The organism is Tenacibaculum xiamenense (assembly GCF_964513065.1).
In the GTDB taxonomy this organism is placed as follows: Bacteria; Bacteroidota; Bacteroidia; order Flavobacteriales; family Flavobacteriaceae; genus Polaribacter; species Polaribacter xiamenense.
In genome coordinates this window covers 133,987-156,926 of the sequence record NZ_CAZEQU010000033.1, presented here as the reverse complement: position 1 = coordinate 156,926, position 22,940 = coordinate 133,987, and the positions used below count along the sequence as shown (strand labels likewise).

Here is a 22,940-nt window from a genome sequence, read left to right as displayed (position 1 = left end):
AAAAACTTATTAACCATTTCGGGTATTTCTGTTTTATCGAAAAGCAAACAGAAAGAACTTATAGGTGGTTTTTCGTCAGATCCATTTGATTTAAGTAAATGTACTTGAGAGTGTAACGTTTACAGACCAAGTTATTGCGATGAATTCACGGCGTGTCCAGCGGTTCAATGTGATGAAGTCTCTGTAGATTAAAATATTAATTAAAGAATTGCAATTAAGCTGGATTCAACTATTGAATTCAGCTTTTTTGATGTATAAACAAAAAAAGGCGTCTACTTTGAGACACCTTTTTGATATATTTTCGAATATTTTTAAAGAATTAATCTTCTATTCTCTCAATTTTAGCACCCAGTGCACGTAATCTTGCCTCAATATTTTCATAACCTCTATCAATTTGCTCAATGTTATGAATGATACTTGTTCCTTTTGCTGACAAGGCCGCTATTAATAATGATATACCTGCTCTAATATCAGGCGACGTCATTTTTGTAGCCTTTAATTGACTATTAAAATCATGACCAATTACAGTAGCTCTATGTGGATCGCATAAGATAACTTTTGCTCCCATATCTATTAATTTATCAACGAAAAATAACCTACTCTCAAACATTTTTTGATGAATCAGAACAGTACCTTTTGCTTGAGTAGCTACAACTAACACTATACTTAAAAGATCAGGAGTGAAACCAGGCCATGGAGCATCAGCAACTGTTAATACTGAGCCATCTATATAGTTTTGAATTTCATAACTATCTTGCTGAGGAATAAAAATATCATCACCTTTCTGTTCTAATTGAATTCCTAATTTTCTAAATACATTCGGAATTTGTCCTAGATCTTTCCAGCTGACATTTTTAATAGTTACTTCGGAACGAGTCATTGCTGCCATACCAATCCAACTACCTATTTCAATCATATCAGGTAAAATTGTATGCTCACAACCACCCAACTCAGTAACTCCTTCAATAGTAAGTAAGTTTGAGCCAACTCCTGAAATTTTCGCTCCCATGCTATTCAACATTTTTGATAATTGCTGAATATAAGGTTCACAAGCGGCATTATAAATGGTGGTAGTTCCTTTTGCTAAAACTGCGGCCATAATTATATTGGCTGTTCCTGTTACAGATGCTTCATCAAGAAGCATGTCAGTTCCCTGAAGCCCTGTTTCCGTTTCTACACCATAAAAATACTCCTCTCTATTATATCTAAATTTAGCTCCTAAGTTGATAAAACCTTCAAAGTGGGTATCCAATCTTCTTCTACCAATCTTATCTCCTCCTGGACGAGGAATATATCCTTTTCCAAAACGAGCTAATAAAGGCCCTACTATCATAATAGATCCTCTCAAAGAACTTCCATCTCTTTTAAATTCAGGACTTTCTAAGTATTTAAGATTAATAGCATCCGATTGAAAACTGTAGCTATTAGCACTGAGCTTTTCAATTTTAACACCAAGTTCGCCAAGAATAAAAATTAACTTGTTTACATCAAGGATATCAGGAATATTGTTTATTATTACTTTTTCTGAAGTTAAAAGAACAGCACAGATAACTTGTAGTGCTTCATTTTTCGCTCCTTGAGGGGTTATAGATCCATTTAATTTATGACCACCTTCTATTTTAAATGATGCCATTTATTTTTTTCTGCTTTTTTTGTGATTCGTAGATTTTCCTTTATGCCCTCCTTGTGAAGGTCTTTTTCTTAGTAAATTTTTGCTTTCAGCCAAGTCTTCTTCCGTATTTCGTATATCAATTTGACCATCAGAAAGTTCATATAAATGGTCTAAGATAACACCATCTTCAACAGTGTCTTTATTCCAGTTTAAGTAACACTTTTTCATATGATTGGCTATGGTAAACACCAAAGCTTCTTTCATATCACCTTCATCCCATGTTAATGCAACATCAATCATAGTTTGGATGTTAGTTCCATAAAAACGATATTTTGATGCTGACTTAGGGTAGTCTAATTTTGTAGGCTTTTCAGTTAACTCTTCTTTTGAAGGAGTTTCATATGGTGAATCTACATCTAATTTAAAATCAGCCATTATATGCAACTGGTCCCATAGCTTATGCTTAAAATCAGGCACATCACGTAAATGAGGCTGCAAGTTTCCCATTACGTTAATAATAGCTTTTGCCATAGTATTCCTCTCTTCTTTATCCTCTAAAGCAATACAATGGTTTACTAGCTTTTGAATATGCCTACCATATTCAGGTATAATTAATGTTTCTCTTTCTGAGTTATATTCTAAATCAAACATGATCTTGTTTTTATGCAGATGCAAAATAGTAATAATTATTCATTACTTATCCGATTACTTTCAATTTTGCAAACTGTAATAATAATTTCTTTTTTCCTACCGTACCAAATTCGATTTCGGCTTTCTTATTTGGTCCTTTTCCTTCAAGTCCTAACACTCTCCCCTTTCCAAATCTATTGTGCTCTACAATGTTTCCAACAGCAATATCGCCATCAAATAGATTTATTTTTGAACTACTCGTTTCTGAAACTTTTTTCAATCTACTCTTATCCGCCTTTAAAGGAGATTTTTCCTTTTTATCTAAAAACTCTTTACGCTTTTTTTGAATAGGTTTTTGAAAACGAATTTTTGATGGGCTTTCGTCAAACAAACTGGCATCAATAAATCGATTAGCATTGGATTCTGGAACCTTTGGCGCTAAATATTCAACAAATTGATCATCTATCTCTTCTAAAAACCTACTCGGTTCTCCATCGGTAAGTTTCCCCCATCGGTATCTGGTTTGAGCATATGTTAAATATGCCACTTTTTCAGCCCTTGTTAAAGCTACATAGAATAAACGACGTTCTTCTTCTAATTCACTACGAGTATTCATACTCATTGCAGATGGGAATAGATTTTCTTCCAATCCAACGATATATACATATGGATATTCCAATCCTTTTGACAAGTGAATGGTCATTAACGAAACAACAGGAGTATCATCTTTTTCGCTATCGAAATCGGTAGCCAAGGCAACATCTTCAAGAAAAGCTGTTAACGAAGCATCTTCCCCTGTTTCTATTTTATCGGTAATAAAATCTTTAATACCATTTAATAATTCCTGAACGTTTTCAACCTTATTGATTCCTTCAGGAGTCCCATCCTTTTGTAAATCCTTAACCAATTGGGTTTGCTTCACCACCAAATCTGCAACTTCAAAAGCATTTTTCGTCTGTACTTCAACTTGCAAACGTTGAATCATAGTTAAGAAACCTTCAAGTTTATTTTTAGTCCCTTTGGTAATTTTAATATCAATTCGATTGATATTCTTTATAATTTCGAATATTGATTTTTTATAATGATTGGCGGCAATTACCAATTTATCCATGGTGGTAGCACCAATTCCTCTAGCAGGGTAATTTATTACACGAACCAAAGCTTCCTCATCATGAGGGTTTATTAATAAACGCAGATAAGAAAGTAAATCTTTTATTTCTTTACGTTGGTAGAATGAAATACCTCCATAAATTCTATACTTAATATCTTTTTTCCTTAAGGCATCTTCAATTGCTCTTGATTGTGCATTTGTCCTATATAAAATGGCAAAATCGTTATTGGTCAATTGATGATTCATTTGATTTTCCCAAATAGATTGTGCCACAAAACGCCCTTCTTCACCATCAGAAATAGAACGCATAATTTTTATACTTTCTCCTGATTCGTTGGCTGTCCAAACCTCTTTATCTAATTTGGTTTTATTTTTATCAATAACACTGTTAGCCGCTTGAACAATATTTCCTGTAGAACGGTAATTTTGTTCTAACTTAAATGTTTTTGCGTCTGGATAATCCTTTTGGAAATTTAAAATATTATTGATGTTAGCCCCACGGAAGCTATAGATACTTTGGGAATCATCACCTACTACACAAATGTTTTGGAAACGATCAGCGAGAGCTCTCACAATAAGATATTGAGAATGGTTTGTATCTTGGTACTCATCAACCATTATATATCTAAATCTATCTTGATATTTCGCCAATACATCTGGGAAACGAGCTAATAACTCATTCGTTCTTAATAACAAATCGTCAAAGTCCATTGCACCCGATCTAAAACATCTATCTACGTATTCTTTGTAAATATCTCCAACTTTAGGTCTACTTGCTTGTAAATCGGCCTCTTGTAAATCAGAGTTATTAAAATAGGCTCTAACCGTAATTAAATTATTTTTAAAGGACGATATTCTACCTAGAATTTGTTTCGGTTTGTATCGCTCTCTATCTAATTTCATTTCTTTTATGATAGCCGAAAGTAATCTTACCGCATCTTGGGTATCATAAATTGTAAAATTTGATGGATAGCCTAATCTATCGGCTTCTGACCTTAAAATTCTAGCAAATACAGAGTGAAAGGTTCCCATCCATAAATTTTTGGCCTCACTATGTCCTACAACCGAAGCAATACGTTCTTTCATTTCACGTGCTGCTTTATTGGTAAATGTTAAGGAAAGAATATTAAAAGAATCTACTCCTTGCTGCATAATATGTGCAATCCTATAAGTCAAAACTCTAGTTTTACCAGACCCTGCCCCTGCAATAATCATCATTGGACCTTCCTTTTGTAATACAGCAGCCCTTTGTGGTTCGTTAAGTTGTTCTAAATAAGTACTCAATGAAATCTAAATTGAAAGAATTTTAAAACGGAAAATTAACCATTCTTTTAGGTTTTATAAAATATGTGGTCATTTTTTTTTCAACATATAATTTTAAGATCATTTTGTGGTTTATAATTTATATAGATTATACACGAAATTTGAACTATAAATTATCTAAGACTTGTATCTTAGCAGCGTTTATTGTCTGTACAAAACTTACAAAATAACCATACAAATAGTTTATTCTATGCAAGAAAAAATAATTGAAGGCTTAGCTTATGCCTTGCCCGCACTTGTTACTGGTGGAGTTGCCTATTATATTTTAAGTGCCTTTATTAAACAAGATAATAATGAGAGAAAGTTTGAAGCCTTGGTTGCTAAGAAAAAAGAAAGCCTTCCAATTAAACTTCAAGCTTATGAGCGTATGGTATTATTCTGCGAACGAATTAACCCTACGAAGCTCCTGGTAAGGGTAAACCCTATTGGTGATGATGTTAATCGTTATTTACATTTATTAACTGCTAATATAGAGCAAGAATATGAGCATAACCTTGTTCAGCAGTTATATATTAGTGAAGATAGCTGGAAATCAGTTCTAGCTACTAAGTTAGCTATAATAGCTAAACTTAGAAAAGTAGCGGAAACGAGTGAAACTGCTGCGGAATTGAGAGAAAATGTGTTGTTAACATACACAAAAGAAGAAAACCCTACAGAAGCAGCTGTAGGTTATTTAAAACAAGAGGTAAAAAAACTGTTGTAAAAACGGTATCAAAAGAATGTAGAAGCTCGTTAATTTTAACGAGCTTTTTTTATACAAACCACTTATCTTCAGAAAGTTACCATTTAACGACATTCTACTACCAAACACCTGTTTTTCAGAAATATAACAACAATACTGTAGTATCTTTACAGCGTAGTAGTAAGTTAATTTTTTGATTAGCGATTTAGAGGCTTTTTCTCTTCGAAAGAATTGAAAAAGCCTTTTTGTTTTTTACGGTAATTATTATGTAACTAACTACATAGACTTTTATAACCCATTCCAATAATCACTATAAAAATTAGAAGTTTCCAATAATTCTTGGTGATTCCCTTTTATTTTGGTTTCTCCATTTTCTAAAACATAAATCATATCGGCATACTTTTTTAAAGTCTCTAAACGGTGAGAAATAAATAAAACCCCCATCTGTTTTTTTAATTTTGTAATTAATTCAACGCTAAAGTTTTCTGTTTTTCTATCCATTGCGGCTGTCGCTTCATCTAAAATTAATAACTGAGGCTTTTCGTATAATACTCTTGCTAATGCAATGATTTGTTTTTGTCCTCCCGATAGATTAACTCCTTCCTCTCCTAAAATAGTACTATATCCTTGTGGGAAATCTTTAATAAACTCCTCAAAGCCATGTTCTTGACAAAAACTTACTACACTTTCAGGTTTATCTTCTTTCCCTAGTAAAATGTTATCCAATACATTACCATTAAAAATTGTAATTTCTTGTGGCACCACTCCAACTAAACCTCTCCAATCATGTAACTTTATATCTCTTAAACCATATGTATCGTTTACGAGAATTTCTCCATTTTCAAAATCATAAAATTTTTGTAAGATTTGTCCTAATGTACTTTTACCACTTCCACTTTCTCCAACAATAGCAGATAATTCCCCTTTTTTAACTGAAAGGTTTATACTTCTCAATAACTGACTTCTTCCTGCAAAACGGAATGATAAATTTTGTAATTCTAATGATTCAAAATCCTTTAATTCAACAGTTCCATTATTTTCTTTTTCTATTGAAGTAAATTCAAACATACGATTAAAAGCTATCTTTGCTTCATTAATAGGAATAGCTACTAATGCTAAACTAGTAATAGAAGGCAATAAAGAACCCGCTATACCTAAAATAGCCATCAATTCTCCTAATTGCATTTGTTGATTATACACCTCAAAAGAGGTATAAGATAATATAGCCATTAAAAAAACGACACCAGCAATTCCTGAAAGTAAAGCTAAGCGAACATTAATTTTACCCAAATCAACTATTTTATTCTGTAAATTCCCAAATACTAATTGGTTTAACTTTTGAAAAAATGATTGACGATTAAAATTTTTAACCGTTGCTATACCTTGCATTGAACTAATATAGTTACTCTCACTAAGTGCATAACTTTGCATTACTTCTTTTTGTGATTTTATAATTTTAGTATTGAAACGATACACTATGAAAAAGTAAATTGGTAAACTGATTAAAGCTATGATTCCTACTTTCCAAGAGTAAAAGAATAAGAAACCGAAAGAAACTAACACTACTAAAACATCAATAATAAAGTTACTCGCTATAAATTTAATTACTTTTTGTACTCTATTAGTATCATTTAATCTTGCTACAAGTTCTCCTATTTTTCGAGTATCAAAAAATGGCTTTGGTAAGTGTAGTAATGATGAATAAAAAGAATCAATAATTCGGTTATTAAAATCTTTGGACTGCCTAATGAGCAACAATTCTCTTAAAGCCGTAAAACCAACTCTTACGAGCAATAAGAAAGTTAACAACGCTATACCAAAAATGAGTTTTTTCGTATTTTGGGAGGGTAAAATTTCATCAATTAACTTTTGAGAGAATACTGACATCGCCATTCCCAAAAGAGCAATACCAACACCTAATACCATACTTATAACCAATAATTTTTTATCTTCTTTTAATAAGTTTAAGAACCACTCTCTTTTTAATTTTTTAGATGTCGTAGTTTTTACAAAAGAATTATTGGGTTTTAAGGTTAAACAGGTTTTTGATAACCATATTTTTTCCAACTCGTTTTGAGTTAAATTTACAATACCTTTTGCAGGATCACCAATAATAAACTTCCCATTCTCATAACCATAACAAACCACATAATGCTGTAATTTATTTTCTATTAATACATGAAGAATAAGAGGTTCATTATGATCTATTAAAGCCTGTATATCTGCTTCATTTCCTTCCGCCGTAAAGCCTATTTTATTCGCTGTTTGGTATAAGCCTAATAGCGTAGTTCCTACTTTGGTTGTACCACTTAACTCACGTAATTTTTCCAAAGAATTTGTTCCTCCATAATAATTAATTAAAGAGAGTAAACATGCTACACCACAATCAGATTGGTCATGTTGTATAACATGAGATTTTGTAATTAATTTCTTATTCATTTTTTTGTTTTCAAATATCTATAAGCAAGTTAAGAGATGTTTTTATTATCTATCTTGTCTTTTAAGATGTTGTATAGCTTTGCAACATCCTTTTTTTGTATGCTACTAACATCATAAATTAAATTGTCGTTTTCATGTCTTATAATCACAAACTCATTATCAGTATATACAACATCTTTCAACTGATGATAACTCAATGACTTCCCCCAAAACGATTGTATTTTAATTACCATTCCTACTTTATTGTATTGAACAGCATTCTTATACCAGAAATATTTAGAGAAATAAATGGCTTGTATAAAATTTGTTAATCCTATAATAATACTGTTCCATTTGTTGTTTTCACCCCTAAAAAAGCCAAAAATCCCAATGCTAAGGAATATAAGCGACAGTCCCATAATGATTAGCCATACCTTGTTGTTTGACTTATCATCAAAATGAATTTTTTCTTTTTTCATTTCAAAACATCTAAAATGTTGCTCACCTTTGTAGCTCCTTTAATTTTTTTAAGCAATTGTTTATTTTCATCGTACACAACGATATAAGGGATGGAATTCACGTCAAAGATTGTTGAAAATTGACCTTTTGAATCCTCTAAAAAAGTAATATTAGCTTCTTTATCTAGTTTGTAGTCTTTGGCAAATTTTTGAATACCCTCTTTGTTTTCGAAAGAGACAAAAAGGATTTGTGTGTTTTTAAAGTCTCTTAAATGTTTTTGTATTTTGGTAGCCTCTGCTTGACAATAATCACAATCCGAATTAAAATACACAAAAATGGTTGGTAACGCTTTTAAATCTTTCTGAGTAAACTCCTTACCTTCAAGTGTTTTAAACGAAAACTTTGGAATTATTTTTGTTCGTTTTGCTACTTCTTTTTTGTGGTTGAGTTTTGTAATAATTTTATAACCTAAAAAGCTTAGGATTCCAAGAAGTACTAAGGTAATGGTTATTTTAAGTATCTTTTTCATGAATTTCTTTTGTGTTTTGGTTATTTCTTTTGGAATTTTTTGAAATCAAATTGTGAAGCAGTCGAAAGATTTTCATATCTTTTTTTAACTCATATTTAAGGTTAAAAACATTACTACCCCAATCCAAATTACCAAGCCTGTACCATAACTAGCCGCGGTAATTTCAAAACTTTTCCAATAATTCTTTTTAAGTAGTTTATGTAAACCATATACCAATACTAAAAAGTACGCCACCTCAAATAAGTTGATGGTTTGTAGTGGATATATTAACCAAGGTTCTAAATTATTAATATCTAAAAAATTAATATAGCTTAAAGGATAATACTGCTGAATATCCTTCAAAGTATAGTCCGTTTTTATAATTAAAAAATATAATAGCTTAACAAAACCTACCAAAACCAATACAAACTCACCTACTAAAGCCACCCTAAAAAATTGCTTAAACTTTAATTTGTTTTCAGTATTGTAAAAGAACACTCCAACACTTAAACAAATTGCTACTAAGCCACTTCTTATTAAGATAACTAAGGGCATGATAAGGTATCCTAAAAGAGTTAATTTGTTTTTGTTTTCCAAAAATTCGGTAATTCGTTTTTCTGTAAAACTCTCATAATAAAAATTATATATCACCTCATCGGTAATTACAAAACTTTTTAAAAGTAAAGAATTACCAACAATAGCCACTAGAATAATTACCAATATTTCAAACGAGCTTAGATTATATTTGTTCATAGCAAATTTTTAAAATTACCTACAAGTGAAACTTCACTTGTAGGCTTGTTTGTTATATATTCATATAAGTTTATCTTTAAATAAAAATAAGAGAAAACCAATTGAAGCTAATATATAATCCAAGCTATTAAGTTCGAAAAATAAAAATTTTATAATGAAATTAATTAATAGTAAGCTTGCTAGCACAAAAAACACTCTTTTTTTCATCTGTAAAGAATTTAAACGTTATTCAAATATAATAAATTAATCCAGAGAATTTCCAATCCCAACGGCTATAGTCCATCCAACACAGAAAGCAGAGGCTCCAGCACCGACAGGATTAGCACTAAATGCACCAGCACTATATAAATTAGCTAGTGCCACAGCCCCACATGCTCCAGTAATCCAATCACCCCAACTACCTCCTTGAAGGTTTTCCATTTGATTTAATTCTAATTTTTTCATAGTTTAAAAATTGTTTTCTAAAATAAACGCTACTAAAGCGAGTATAATTTTTATCATTTTTAATAGCATTTAAAGTTATCTTTTTCTATGAATTTTTTAAGGTCACTCATAGCTTTATGACCATTTTTGCAAAAATATTTTTACACCAAAATGGTAGTCATTATTAAAATTAATAAGTAAGATCCGTAAAATTTGTAGGGTAGCAATTACAACTTACTTCTTTTATATAGCCAAAACAAAATTAAAACTTTTATGTAAAAAACCAAATTTTATTTTTGTGATTTTCACCAAAAGAAAATTAATCTCTTCGTAGTAAACAATTTAAACATTAAATTTTTGTACTAAAAAAAGAATCAAGGGGTATTGCCTCTTATTCTATAATCCATAACCATTTATAACAAACTTATACCCATTCGTTTAATTCTTTGAAGTAGTTCACCAATACCTAGCTAGTATTTGTTTAGTACTAGTAACTATTTAATTAATAGGCTTTAAGTATTAAAATGATTCTTTTAAGGTCATATTCAAAGACCAATCCCTTGTAATTTATCAATTGGAAGCATAAAAAAAATGCCTCGAAGTATAGTTTTAATACATCAAAGCATCTGAATAATAGTTTTACCCCATTAATAAATGGTTTATGAGCGTATTTATATGGGGTAAACACCTATTAGCAAGGGGTATTAGACTTTACGCTATGCCTTTTCCCCCAAGAGTTATTCCTGTTTTGTGGGATTATCTGAGTTATCAGTTGTGCTAACACGCTGAAATAATACTTTCATATCTTCATATACCGATTTTGCTCCCGCTTGGTTTTCACCTGCCAAATAACGTACCATTCTGTAAAAACTTAAAGCATTGGTATAGTTATCATGATCTAGTAAGGTTTTGGTGTCGATTAATTGACGGCTTAAATTTTCCAACTTTTGTGCGCGTCCTTCAACTTGTTCTCTCGTTTTATAATCTTTATCAAATTCTACCTTATCTATAAAACTTGGCATCCATTCAGGATATTGTTCCATATAATCTTTTGCTTTGTTTACAATCAATTTATTCTGGTTAGCAATACGCCCATATTGCCTACGCTGATCTGGTGTAAGGTTTACTACTTTTTTCTCCAAAATAGCTTGTATTCCTTTTAAATGTTCATCAAACTGATTAAGTTCTTGTTCCGAAAAACTAACACTGATTAAGTTTTCTAATGCCATATTATTATTTTCTTTTTTTTTTGAATGATTAAATATAACAATAGCTCCTTGATTTACAATATGATAAATATCTTTTTTTTTACCACTTATTAATTATTTACCACCATTTAATAGGCATATAACACCATACAATTGATTTCATTAAATCAAAAAAGGTTGTTTATAACTCAATATTATACTTTTCTAAGTTGCTCACACTTATAAATTAATTATGCATAATGGCTTAGCTAGTTATTTTATTCAAAAACGTAAATATTAATCGGTTCACAATCATGTTCCCCTCCATAAACCATTAGCGGTTTTTCAACTTCGATTCCATCAAATAATTTAATTCCAAGTTCATCGAAGGCTTTATATAGTAAAATATATGTTTTAAAAATGTAGACATTATTTAATGCTTGATAAATGTCAGATTCATAAATACAATCTTCAATTCCATATTGTTCAGTCAGTTTATTAAAAATAATTAAATTTTCCCAAGCGAGATTGTAATCTATTTTTTCAGTGCTTATGTATATTTCATTTTGGGGGGTAGAAATCTAAATATTTTGGCTTTTCTAATATGGGATAACCTCCCTTACCATAGCCAAATATTGAGGCTATTGGTAGAAAATCATATTCCAAAAAGATAACTTGATTTTTAATCCTTTTTTTTTCAGATTGAACTTTTAATTTGATTTCAACAAACGCATTTTCCAATTCTGATTTAAATTTTGTAATTAATTTATCTTCATCGAAGTTCAATTCAAGGGCATTCTTAAAAGAATCATTCAATTCAGTATTCTCTTTAAATTTAATTAATTCAATAGCCTCTTCATCTTCTAAGTAATGATTGATTCCAATGCTCAAATAATGCTGGTTTGTCTTGTTGATATAATTAGAAATAATTTCTTCAAATGTTGCTCCTTTTATATAAGTAATGGATTCATTTAAAAGACATTCTAAATTGTATAGGATTCGATTTTTCATAATTGGAACGGTCTTTTATATTCGACCTTAGCCTCTAGGCTTCTTTTGTAATTTATTTCTATCAAATTTCTGTTTAAATATTTTGCTGTTTTCTGCTTTTATTAAAATTAGATTTATATTGGGATTATCATTTTTAAATGTCTGTATTTCCTTTAAAACCATAGTTGTTAAATCAGTATTGTAAACTAAAATTGCATTCCCATTTTGATTTTGGAGCTCATATAAAAATGACTGAATTGTTCCTAATCCTACTTTGCTTTTTGTTAGATATTTCACAAAAACATAGTTCATTAAATTGTCATATTCAAATTGATAATCAATGATGCTGTCTTTCCTTGTATATTCTTGGTTCTTATCTAATTTCAATTCTGCTCGAAGTGCTTGAATTATTGACTCTTCAAATTTCAATGCATTTTCTTTTGAAGAATTTAAATTTTTCGACTTTTCAATTTCTACTTGATTTTTAATCTCCTCTTTCTGGGCTTCATCTAACCTGTACTTATAAATAAAACTAAAAATTGCCATTATAGAAACAATTATTGCTATTGATGCCGAAATCCATTTTGTGAATTTTGAAATCGCTTCTATTCCATCAGAAAATTCATTAAGTGATATGTTAGTATTTACTTTAATTTGAGATTTTAAAGATTCGATTTCTTCCGAGAGTTCTTTTCTTTTAGTTAAAGGTAGGAACTTATGTTCCATAAAAGCTTCTTGTGTTTGAAGGAGTAACTCTTTAATAGAATACGAATATTTGATTCCATATTTAACTTCTTTGCCTTCTATTAAGGATTTGATTTCTTTAATTGTACAAATGGAATCGCTGAAAATCAATTCTTTTGTTGATTGAATTAAATCAATATTAATATTTCTATCCTTTTCTGATAAAGATTCTCTAACGTGAGTAGGAACATAATATACTCCAACGTATATCGTGGCAATTAGTCCTAAAACTCCAAAAACGTTTCCCCAGTTGTTTAAAATCCATTTTTTCATAATCCTATATAGGTCTTTTTTTATTTCATTAAAATATTTTCTCGGTGAAATTTCAAGTATTTTTTATTCTCTTCAAAAACACAATATAAAGAATCATTTTTTCGAACACCTAATTGATTTAGTTCTTTTTCTTCTATTAATTTAGAAACGATAATACTGCCATTATCCTTGAAAGAAATATATCCTTTGTCAAATAATTTATCAATATTGGGTGATAATAATAGCCCATTATAAACATCTATTTTCTCGTGATTATTAGAATTTATCCAAGGTTTAATGTGGGAAGCAATTAAAACATCTATTTTCTCAAGTTTACTAACTGAACATTTTTTCCAAAGTTTAATCAAATTATCCCTATACTTTCCTTGTCCAAGTCTTGTTTCTATTTCAGAAATATGTGTACGCTTTTTCTCAATGATTTCTAAAATATCATTTAATAACGTTTCGTTTGGTTGTTCCGATTTTGAATATTTTAAATACTTTTTCATTGCTGATTTCATATTTGAAATATCTCTCGGGCTTATATAAATACTTCGATTATTTACTGACACTTTAAGTTTTTCCACCACATTATCAATTTTATTCTCGGAAATAGTTCGATCGATTATTTGATATTCTCTGTTAATATATCTCAACCAAGAAATATAATTCCTTTTAGAATTAGATGAATTAGGACCATTTAATTTCATAAATTTCCAAAACTCCGATTCATTAAATATTTCGTTCATTACAAGAAGTTATTTACAACGTTTCTCTTATAAGATTTGTTGAGTTTATTTAAGTTTAAAATAAGCAAAAATTAGATAACTTTGTGCCTGTGTATATTTTCCGAAGGAAAAATGGAAGCAGTAATAAATTTTATACAGTGTTGGCAATAGTTATTCTTCCATATATATATCCAAATTTCCTTTTCTATTATCTAATATTATTGTTTTTTCTTTTTGAAAAGGTTCAATAACATTTTTGTAAGTTAAAGAGATTGAATTTATTTTTTTATCTCTTTCTGTTATAAAATTTTCAAATTGTGTGATAAAATTCTCTTTTAAAAGTTTGACTTCACTCGTATTGAATAATGATTTTTTTTCAGCTCTATTTATCCATTTAAGTGTATCATTTTTCACAGAAATGAATAAATTATTAGTTTTATGAAAAGATATGTTTTCTGAATTAAATTTAGTTATTAATTCTAATTGTTCAGCTAAAACATTGACTCTATTAATGTCTGGGTTTTGATAACATAAATTCATATGAAATTCTGTTATTTTTGCTAAATGAAATAGCTCATCAGCTATTAAGGATGTTTTCATTTTAAACAAAAAACCAGATTTTTCAAAATCATTAATTTTCCTTTTTACTTCTTTTAAGGAGTTGATAGATGTGTAAGTGTTATTTTTTAATATATCACTAACTGAATCTTCTAACATTAGAAAATACTCTTCACGAATATTAGTTAATTCAGAAATGACTGATTTTATTAGCATAAAATCTTCAATAACGAAATTTTTTCTATTCAAATATTCAGTTAAAAATTTAAAAGATTTAACCAATTTAGCCTGTCTTTCTATGTGAAATAAGTTTATTAATTCGTCTAATTTTTCTTGAATAGAGTTAAGCTGTTTAGAAATATTATTCATATAGTATTGACCCGTGGCAATTGAAGCTATCTGAAAAACTACCATTGGTGTAAACATTGTACTTCCATGTTGAATAAAGCCTGCTTGTTTCGATATTTGTCCTCCATTAGTAACGGCTGAAGCAACACCTCCACTTGATAATTTCATTAATGTTTCAGTATTAGCTGTAGCTCTAAATAAACCATAAGTTGCTGCTGATGTTATTCCTACGTTAGTTGAAGCTCCAACAATGCTTGATAAAGTTCCTGAAATTGTCTCTTGATTTTCTTTATTCAAAAATATTTTTGGCAACTTATTTTTAAATTCCTTTTCATTAATTTTGTCAAAATTGATTGAAGTTTTCTTGTTTTTAACTACAAATGAATTTATTGAATTTCTAACCTTTTTAAGAAGTTTTTTTTCAAATTTTAAATTATTTTGAGGGGCAATTTGGTGATATATTGCTTTGAGTAATTCAAAAGTCTCAGAATTGTTTTTTAATATACTCTCATTTATTTGGTCTAAACCTAGAATTTTTCTAATCCATTTAATCATTTTGTCCTTCTTTTTATCGATTTTTTTTATTATTCCCAACTAACGATACCCAAACAAATATAACCGTTATCCTTTGCATGTCTCCAAATAAAGGTACATTTAATATTTTTTTGTAATGGGGACCTAATTGATTAAAAGCTTATACTCCCAAGCCTCCAAAGCAACTTCCTTAGTCATTTTATCAATAGTTTGTTGATTGAAATAATCCGTATAATCCTTCTCCAACTCAATAGCTTGTTTGGTAGGTTCATCGGATAAATTCCCAATAAAAATGATTTCTTTTTCTCCATTAGTTCTTTTGAAAAACAATATGTTTTCATTACTTGGCAATCTCAAATAACTGGCAGCTTTTTTTCCTCCATGTAAGGCTACATTTTCAACTTTCAATTTTCCTAATGCTTCCAAAATCTCCCACTCTTTCCCTTTCTCATGAGGTATTTTATCTTTTTCAAAAAACTTTAGTCTATGTTTCAACCCATATTCTTGTCCAGAATAAATTAGAGGCATCCCAGGAGTCAAATAACTTAGTACGGTAAACAATTCACTAGCCTCCCCCATTCTTTCTTGAACAGTTCCATTCCATGAATTTTCATCGTGATTGGTAATAAAGGTCATTAAAATATCATCTTCTTCGTAGCGATCAGCATCTTTTTCAAAAGTTACATCCCATTCTTTCACAGGCTTCTCTCCTTTTGCGATATGATTCATGGTATGATGTCGATCCCATCCGTAGCCCATATCAAATAAAGTCTCTTTAAATAACTCAGGTTCCCAAGCCTCGGCTAGCATAAATACATCCTTTTTGGCTCTAATCTGAGGTATTGCCTCTTTCCAAAATGATGTTGGAACAGATCCCGCAACATCACATCGAAATCCATCAATATTTTCGTTTTCAACCCAATGAAGCATATCGCTAATCATTGTTTTTCTTAATTCAGGATTCTCATAATTTAAATCTGCCACATCTTTCCATCCCATAGAACTTCCATCTTCATTTAACGGATCGGTAATTTCACCTTTATGATTCTTTGTGTAGAAGTCTGGATTCGATTGTATCCAAACATGATCCCATCCTGTATGATTCGGCACCCAATCAAGAATTACAAACATTTCGTTATCATGAGCTGTTTTTACCAATTTTCTGAAATCGTCAATTGTTCCAAACTCAGGGTTTATTTTCTTAAAATCAGACACGGCATAATAACTACCTAAATACTTTTTTCTTTCTTCCTCAGGAAATTCATGCGCAAACTTATCTCCAGTAGCTTTTCTATTGGTTTCAGAAATTGGAAATACTGGCATTAACCAAATAATTTTGACTCCTAATTTCTTCAATTCAGGAATATCCTTTGTAAACTCTTCAAAGGTTCCTTTTTCAGAATATTGACGAATATTCGCTTCATAAATAATGGCATTTTCAAGTTTCTCTTCTGAATAAGTCAAGCTTTTTGATATTTCCTTTTGAGGTCCTTCAACTTTCTTTACTTCTTTTTTACAAGAGGTTAGTATTAAAAGAGTTCCTGCTATGAGTGTGGTTATTTTTTGCATTAGTTTTCTAGTTCAATTAGTCTATATTTTCATTTGTTTCTTCAAGTAATACTATTGAAAAAGGTGAATCGATAATTACTTTTCCTTCTTTCACTGTAACAGTTTTTTTCGAATACTGATCCCTTAAATTAGTTCCATCTTCGAAAACCGTGGAAATCTCCAATGTTTTAGCACCTTTTGGAAGTTCTAAACCAATGACCACTTTATCATTTATTTCTCCCTTATTCATAGTTCTTTTAAACACATACGGTTCATAGGTTATCATACAATGATCACCTCCTCCAACAGATGGGTGATTATCTCTAAACTTACCTAACTTCTGAGCATGACTCAATAGAGCCTGCGTTTCAGGATTAGTATCAATCTCATTCCAATTCATTAATGATCTTAAGTTAGCATCACCAACCGCCCCTTCAACTTTTAAAACTCTTGAAGATTCATCTCCATAATACATCTGAGAAGCTCCAGGAGTTAACAATAACTTAGTTATAGCATCAAATGGTACTTTACGATCCACATCAAAAGGAGCTCCATCGTCATGAGAAGAGATATAATTTAAGGTTCCATACCCTTCAAGTTTTGTATCAAGTATGCTATCATATCGTGTAAATAAAGCTTCATAATTTGGAAGTTGTTTGGCATTCCATTTAAACTCGAAGTTGATAAGACTGTTAAAAGCTTTATCAAAATAGTTAACCGTTTTATCTCCAAAATTAAAATCTTTACCACTACTTACATTATAGTTGTACACTTCACCTACCAAGTAAAACTCGTCTTCTAGTTGATTGTTTGGGTGATTCGTTTTATACTCTTCAAAAGCAATATCACAAGCCTTTCTAAACTCTTGCCAAACATTTTCTTCAACATGCTTCACCGTATCTACTCGATAGCCATCAATACCATACTCACGAATATAATCGGTTAACCATTTCATAATATAAAAGCGCGGTGCTCTTGGAAACCCAGTTTTCTCAAAGAAAGTATTTAACTCTTCGACTTCTTCTTCATAACGCCCTTCTTCTTTCCATTTAGCAACCAATTGGGGTGGTAACGCTACTTCTTCATTACTTTCAGTTTTAATGTCTGGTAAGTTCTTTACTAAGGTACAACTCACTGTGTTTTTATAATTATCGTAGGTGCATTGTGGACTTGTACGAACCCATTCTTGAGGCCAAACTGGATCTTTTTCCGTAACTGGTCCAGTATGGTTGATTACTGCATCTAACAAAATTCTAATTCCATTTTCATGCGCCGTTTTTACCAACTTGTGTAAATCATCTGAGGTACCAAAATTTGGATCAATCTTCGTCCAATCTTTTGTCCAATACCCATGAAACCCATAAGTATTTCCTGTTCCTTCATCAACTTTTCCGTGTACTTGCTCTACAATTGGAGTTAACCAAATTGCATTAATTCCGAGCTTAGTGAAATAACCATCATTAATTTTGGCTGTAATTCCCTTTAAATCTCCTCCTTCAAATCCTCTTAAAGTAGCAGCTTTATCTGTCCGATCAAAGTTCACATCATTACTCGTATCACCATTGTTAAAGCGATCTGTTAACAAAAAATACAGGTTCGCTCCTTGCCAAGTAAAATCTTTCTTGGCTACAGGTTCCATCTTTTTAGGTTCTTTTTTAGCTTCTTTGTTTTTACAAGCAAAGAAGGTTATTGCAACGAGTATGGTTATAAAAATTCGCATAAAATTCTTTTTTATTCAATTATCTTAGAACAAGCTTATGAAACATTCAAAGGAAATTTATTCCAAAATTTCCAGGTAAATTCCAGTTCGTTTTAATCTCACTTAGCAAATTAAAACTTAAGCTTGATGATCTGTTTCTTTTTTGTATTCCATGTAACAGGAATCTCGATATTATTTACTTTCTTAATTGGGGTTACTAATTTTCCATTTATTAAAACCTTCTTCACTTCTTTTTTCACATTATGAATTACCAATTTATATTGTTTCTCTTGTGCTTTATAATTATTCCCTAACTCAGTATTCAATTGAATTTTCAATGACTTCCCATTAAAATTACTTGAGAATTTTACTAGTTCGAACATTCCTTTTTCCAAAGCATTTGCTGTTTTACCATCATCATTGTATAAATATCTATTACTCGATTGAATCGTATCATCATGATAATAGTGAATTGTTAATTCATTGGCATTATACGCTTCTGTATTTTGAATATCCCTTGTCATGGGAATAAAACTCCCCGCTCGAACCAAAGTAGGAATACTATTTTCTCTTTTGGGTATTTCCATTTCCTCCCCTTCCCCTACAATTCTTTTATCAGAATAGAAATCAAACCAAACAGTTGCTTTAGGAATAAAAATTGAATGTTTTTTAACATCTTTATCTAGTTGTGGACTGATTAAGAAATCATTTCCCCATAAATAGGTAGTCCCTAATTTTTCTGTTTTAGGTGATTGAAAATCGAAAAAAAGAGGTCTCATTAAAGGAGTTCCTTTACTATTATTCTCATAAACCAAATGATAGTTATAAGGCAACAATTTATAGCGTAATTCAATAGCTATTTTAGCTCTCTCCTTGGCTTTCTCCGATCTAAAAACGGGCTCTGAGGGTACTTGTTCTTGTGCATGAGGACGGTATATTGGTTGAAAAACCCCATATTGTAACCATCGTACATAAAGTTCATCATCCAAATTATCCCCAGCAAAACCTCCTAAATCCGAATGCATATATCCCAATCCTTGCATTCCCATTTGTAATGCGATTTCAGGTTGTCTTTTGAATCCTCCCCAGGTTCTATTTACATCACCCGACCATGGAATTAAACCAAAACGCTGAGATCCTGAATATCCAGCTCGCATCAAAACAAACGGTCTTGTTTCTGGAAAGTACTTCTCATATCCTTTTGCAATAAGCTTTGCCCAATCATGTCCATAAATGTTATGAACTTCATTAGCCGATCCAGTTTCATGCTGTACCCAATCAGGATGTACTTCGGGTTCTCCTAAATCCCCCCAAACACCAGCTATTCCAATGTCGACAAGACCTTTATAAATATCCCAAAACCAAGCTTTTCCTTTTTGACTGTAAACATCAATAATTCCTGTGTTTCCAAAATAGAAATCATAGGTAGCTAGTTTTCCTTCCTTCGTCTTTGCCAGAATATCTTCTTGAACGGCTTCTTTCCATCGTTTAGAAGTCGTTAAAATATAAGGTTCGGTAATGGCAATCGTTTTAATATTTTTTTCTTTCAAACCAACTACCATCCCATTAAAATCAGGAAAAGAATCTTTATAAGGTTCTAAATTCCCCATAGTTCCTTTTATATCTTTTCCAAACCAAAACAGGTCTAAAATAACAGCGTCTACTGGAATATTATCCTCCTTAAATTTTTGAATTGTATTTTCAACTTCTTTTTGAGAATGATAACCAAATCTACTGGAAAAATTTCCTAAAGCCCATCTTGGAATCATTGGTTGTCTTCCTGTTAGTTCTGTATAATTATCAAGAACATCGTACCACGATTGCCCAGCTATTATTTGATACGTTTTTCTCCCAGAAATAGTTTCGTATGTGAGTGTATTATTCTTTTTACTATCTAAATCTAAAAATCCAATAGGAGCATTATCAAAATGAACCATATACCTTTTCGAAGACAAAACAACTGGCATTGTATAATTCATTAACTCTGAATGAGTCTCATACCCATAATGCGCTTTATTATATAATTCTAATCGGTATCCTCTCCTATTCATTTCAAGAGCTCTTGCTCCTCCTCCATATAAAACTTCTTCTTTTTCTAAGTTTAATTCAATAGTTTCATACTTCTCGGTTTTAACATATCCTCTTTTTTCTGAAATCAATTCTTTTTTACCATAGAAATAAGAAATTTTAAAAGGAAACTTTTGTATAACTACCTTTAGTTTTTTTGATGCAAAGTAAATGGCTTTATCTGTTTCTTTAAACTTCGTTATAACCTTTTGAGGTTTTAGAATCACCGCATGAGATTTTTTAGAATACTTCTCCCCGTCAGGAATAAAGGAAGTTTCTACAACATCAGGCAAATAAAACTGTAATCGATATTCACCATCGTTCATTTTCAATCGAAGCACCCCTTTTTTTTCTTCAATAATATTATTAAAAACTCTGCTGGTATTTTGACCATATATGTTGAAACACAGAAAAAAAATTAAAATATGAAGTCTTTTCATTATTCTTTTATTGATGTTAACAGTAAGCTCCCTTTTCCCTTAAGTTCCATAGTTTCATTCCATATAAAACGTTCACCAGATATTACATTTTTAAATATTCTACCTTTTAAATTCATTTCAGCAAAACGATTTAAATCTATGGTAACGGCTGTTTTATTCTTGTTAATGATATGAACTACAACTTCATTATTGTATGTTCTAAATAATACATACACCCCATCAAACGGAGCAAAATGTATGGTTTTTCCTTCTTGAATTGCTTTACTTTGTTTTCGATAATTCAATATTTTACTTAAAAATATTTGCATATCAATTTGTTCAGGTGTTAACCCTTTTTTTATGAAGGCATTAATTGTATCTTCTTTCCAACCTCCTGGAAAATCAGAACGAATTAAACCATGGTCTCCTGGCTTTTCGAAATCGTTCATTAATATTTCCGTACCGTAATAAATTTGAGGAATTCTAGGTAATACAAGCATATAACTCAATGCCATTTTTGTATTTACAACATCCCCTTTTAATTGAGTAAAAATTCTACTCATATCATGATTGTCAGGAAATATCATAATATCTCTTGGCTCCGCATAATGAAAATCATTCGCTAACCCTTCGTACATTTTTATCAAGCCTTTGTCCCAACTTTCTTCTTCATTTAATGCATTTACGATATTCTTTTGCATAGCAAAATCCATTGTAGACTTTAAGTTCGATTCATATTGGTCTTTATTTTTAGCACCTTGTTGCCAATAACCAATTAATAGAGGATTGTAACTCCACTCTTCACCTACAATCGTGAAATTAGGATATTCGGTAGTAATAGCTTTTGCCCAATTTGACATAAATTCTTTATCTGGATAAGGATAAGTATCTTGACGAATCCCTCCGAGTTGTAAAGTTTCAATCCACCAAATACTATTTTGTATTAAATAAGTTGCCATGTATGGATTACGTTGATTCAAATCTGGCATTTGAGGCACAAACCAACCATCAACGTTTAAGCTTTTATCTTTTTCAGATGCATACGGATCTTGATTGGTAGTTCTCCTATGATTTGAAGTAATAACTGTTTCCCAATTCCAATTAGATTTATTATTCTCATAATTTTCCTGATGATTAATCCAATTTTTAAAAGGTAGATCTAGCATCCACCAATGATTTAATCCGCAATGGTTTACAACTTGATCCATTATTAACTTCATTTTTCTACGGCGAAGCTCAAACGACAATTTTTTATAGTCTATTAAAGAACCAAATCTAGGGTCAACTTCATAATAATCTGTAATAGCGTATCCATGATATGAACTTTCTGGCATATCGTTTATCAATAAAGGTGTTGGCCAAATACTTGTAAACCCAAGTTTTTCTATATAATCTAAATGTTCAATAATACCTTTAATATCACCACCATGTCGCTTATAGTTATGACTCCTATCTATCTGTTTTTCTTTTAATTCCTTTATAATATCATTGGTATCATCTCCATTTACAAAACGATCGGGTGTTATTAAGTAAATTGCATCTGAACTATCGAAACCAATTAATTTATTAGAATCAAATGATCTACGTTTAAGCTCATAAGTATGTTTCTTTGTAATACTGTCATTTTTAAATATGATGTCAAACTTACCAGGTTTGGTATTTTTAGCTATATCTAAATCTAGAAACAAATAATTGGGACTATCTGCTGTATGAACTTGTTTCAAATAAACACCAGGATAATCGATACTTACCTTATAGTTAGTAATCCTATCTTCTTTTACAAGAAGTTGTAATCGATTATTATTAAACCCTACCCACCAATTAGGCGGATCCACTTTTTCCAAATAAGTATTGGCTACTTCTAATTCTATCGAAGCATTTTTACTTTTTTTTACACAAGAAAAAAATAGAAATACAATAATGATGGGTAGTAGTTTTTTCATCTGT

General features: G+C 30.7%; 18 protein-coding genes. 1 reads left to right on the top strand and 17 read right to left on the bottom strand.

What is annotated here, in order from left to right; genetic code table 11:
• Positions 1 to 319: 319 nt before the first annotated feature.
• The 3 genes from murA to ACKTTV_RS11785 are packed head-to-tail and all read right to left on the bottom strand — an operon-like array spanning position 320 to position 4,637.
• Positions 320 to 1,633 carry a UDP-N-acetylglucosamine 1-carboxyvinyltransferase gene (gene murA / locus ACKTTV_RS11795; protein ID WP_408031039.1) on the bottom strand — a complete coding sequence of 438 codons (1,314 nt, stop codon included), beginning with the start codon at positions 1,631 to 1,633 and terminating at the stop codon, positions 320 to 322.
• Positions 1,634 to 2,266 (bottom strand): DUF4290 domain-containing protein, encoded by a 633-nt coding sequence (locus ACKTTV_RS11790; protein WP_408031615.1) that lies wholly within the window; start codon positions 2,264 to 2,266, stop codon positions 1,634 to 1,636. It abuts the gene before it with no gap.
• A 43-nt stretch (positions 2,267 to 2,309) separates the two neighbouring features.
• Positions 2,310 to 4,637: an ATP-dependent helicase gene (locus ACKTTV_RS11785; protein WP_408031038.1), complete on the bottom strand. Its 2,328-nt coding sequence runs from the start codon at positions 4,635 to 4,637 to the stop codon at positions 2,310 to 2,312.
• Positions 4,638 to 4,866: 229 nt separating this feature from the next.
• On the opposite strand from ACKTTV_RS11785, the gene ACKTTV_RS11780 reads away from it, so the two are divergent.
• Entirely contained in the window at positions 4,867 to 5,379 is a 513-nt protein-coding gene (locus ACKTTV_RS11780; protein WP_408031037.1) for a DUF7935 family protein, read from the top strand.
• Positions 5,380 to 5,646: 267 nt separating this feature from the next.
• On the opposite strand, the gene ACKTTV_RS11775 is transcribed toward ACKTTV_RS11780, so the two are convergent.
• The 14 genes from ACKTTV_RS11775 to ACKTTV_RS11710 form a co-directional block, all read right to left on the bottom strand.
• A complete protein-coding gene (locus ACKTTV_RS11775; protein ID WP_408031036.1) occupies positions 5,647 to 7,797 on the bottom strand; it encodes a peptidase domain-containing ABC transporter in 2,151 nt (716 codons plus the stop codon).
• 29 nt (positions 7,798 to 7,826) lie between these two features.
• On the bottom strand, positions 7,827 to 8,255 hold the full coding sequence (locus tag ACKTTV_RS11770; RefSeq protein WP_408031035.1) for a hypothetical protein: 429 nt from the start codon (positions 8,253 to 8,255) through the stop codon (positions 7,827 to 7,829).
• Positions 8,252 to 8,764 carry a peroxiredoxin family protein gene (locus ACKTTV_RS11765; protein ID WP_408031034.1) on the bottom strand — a complete coding sequence of 171 codons (513 nt, stop codon included), beginning with the start codon at positions 8,762 to 8,764 and terminating at the stop codon, positions 8,252 to 8,254. Before ACKTTV_RS11765 ends, ACKTTV_RS11770 begins: the two co-directional genes overlap by 4 nt.
• A gap of 84 nt (positions 8,765 to 8,848) precedes the next feature.
• The gene (locus tag ACKTTV_RS11760) at positions 8,849 to 9,496 is read right to left on the bottom strand and encodes a hypothetical protein (RefSeq protein WP_408031033.1); all 648 of its coding nucleotides are present in this window, start codon (positions 9,494 to 9,496) and stop codon (positions 8,849 to 8,851) included.
• Between the two features lie 243 nt (positions 9,497 to 9,739).
• On the bottom strand, positions 9,740 to 9,940 hold the full coding sequence (locus ACKTTV_RS11755) for a hypothetical protein (protein ID WP_408031032.1): 201 nt from the start codon (positions 9,938 to 9,940) through the stop codon (positions 9,740 to 9,742).
• Positions 9,941 to 10,656: 716 nt separating this feature from the next.
• A complete protein-coding gene (locus ACKTTV_RS11750) occupies positions 10,657 to 11,148 on the bottom strand; it encodes a hypothetical protein (protein WP_408031031.1) in 492 nt (163 codons plus the stop codon).
• Between the two features lie 519 nt (positions 11,149 to 11,667).
• Entirely contained in the window at positions 11,668 to 12,117 is a 450-nt protein-coding gene (locus ACKTTV_RS11745) for a hypothetical protein (RefSeq protein WP_408031030.1), read from the bottom strand.
• Between the two features lie 27 nt (positions 12,118 to 12,144).
• The gene (locus ACKTTV_RS11740; protein ID WP_408031029.1) at positions 12,145 to 13,113 is read right to left on the bottom strand and encodes a hypothetical protein; all 969 of its coding nucleotides are present in this window, start codon (positions 13,111 to 13,113) and stop codon (positions 12,145 to 12,147) included.
• A 20-nt stretch (positions 13,114 to 13,133) separates the two neighbouring features.
• Positions 13,134 to 13,841: an HNH endonuclease gene (locus ACKTTV_RS11735; protein ID WP_408031028.1), complete on the bottom strand. Its 708-nt coding sequence runs from the start codon at positions 13,839 to 13,841 to the stop codon at positions 13,134 to 13,136.
• 150 nt (positions 13,842 to 13,991) lie between these two features.
• Positions 13,992 to 15,281 (bottom strand): hypothetical protein, encoded by a 1,290-nt coding sequence (locus ACKTTV_RS11730; protein WP_408031027.1) that lies wholly within the window; start codon positions 15,279 to 15,281, stop codon positions 13,992 to 13,994.
• A gap of 123 nt (positions 15,282 to 15,404) precedes the next feature.
• Positions 15,405 to 16,829, bottom strand: coding sequence for an alpha-amylase family glycosyl hydrolase (locus ACKTTV_RS11725; protein ID WP_408031026.1), 1,425 nt, complete (start codon positions 16,827 to 16,829; stop codon positions 15,405 to 15,407).
• Between the two features lie 16 nt (positions 16,830 to 16,845).
• Positions 16,846 to 18,528, bottom strand: coding sequence for an alpha-amylase family glycosyl hydrolase (locus tag ACKTTV_RS11720; protein ID WP_408031025.1), 1,683 nt, complete (start codon positions 18,526 to 18,528; stop codon positions 16,846 to 16,848).
• A gap of 110 nt (positions 18,529 to 18,638) precedes the next feature.
• The gene (locus ACKTTV_RS11715) at positions 18,639 to 21,014 is read right to left on the bottom strand and encodes a glycoside hydrolase family 31 protein (protein WP_408031024.1); all 2,376 of its coding nucleotides are present in this window, start codon (positions 21,012 to 21,014) and stop codon (positions 18,639 to 18,641) included.
• Positions 21,014 to 22,936 carry a glycoside hydrolase family 13 protein gene (locus ACKTTV_RS11710; protein ID WP_408031023.1) on the bottom strand — a complete coding sequence of 641 codons (1,923 nt, stop codon included), beginning with the start codon at positions 22,934 to 22,936 and terminating at the stop codon, positions 21,014 to 21,016. The genes ACKTTV_RS11715 and ACKTTV_RS11710 overlap by 1 nt, the downstream gene beginning before the upstream one ends.
• Positions 22,937 to 22,940 lie beyond the last annotated feature (4 nt).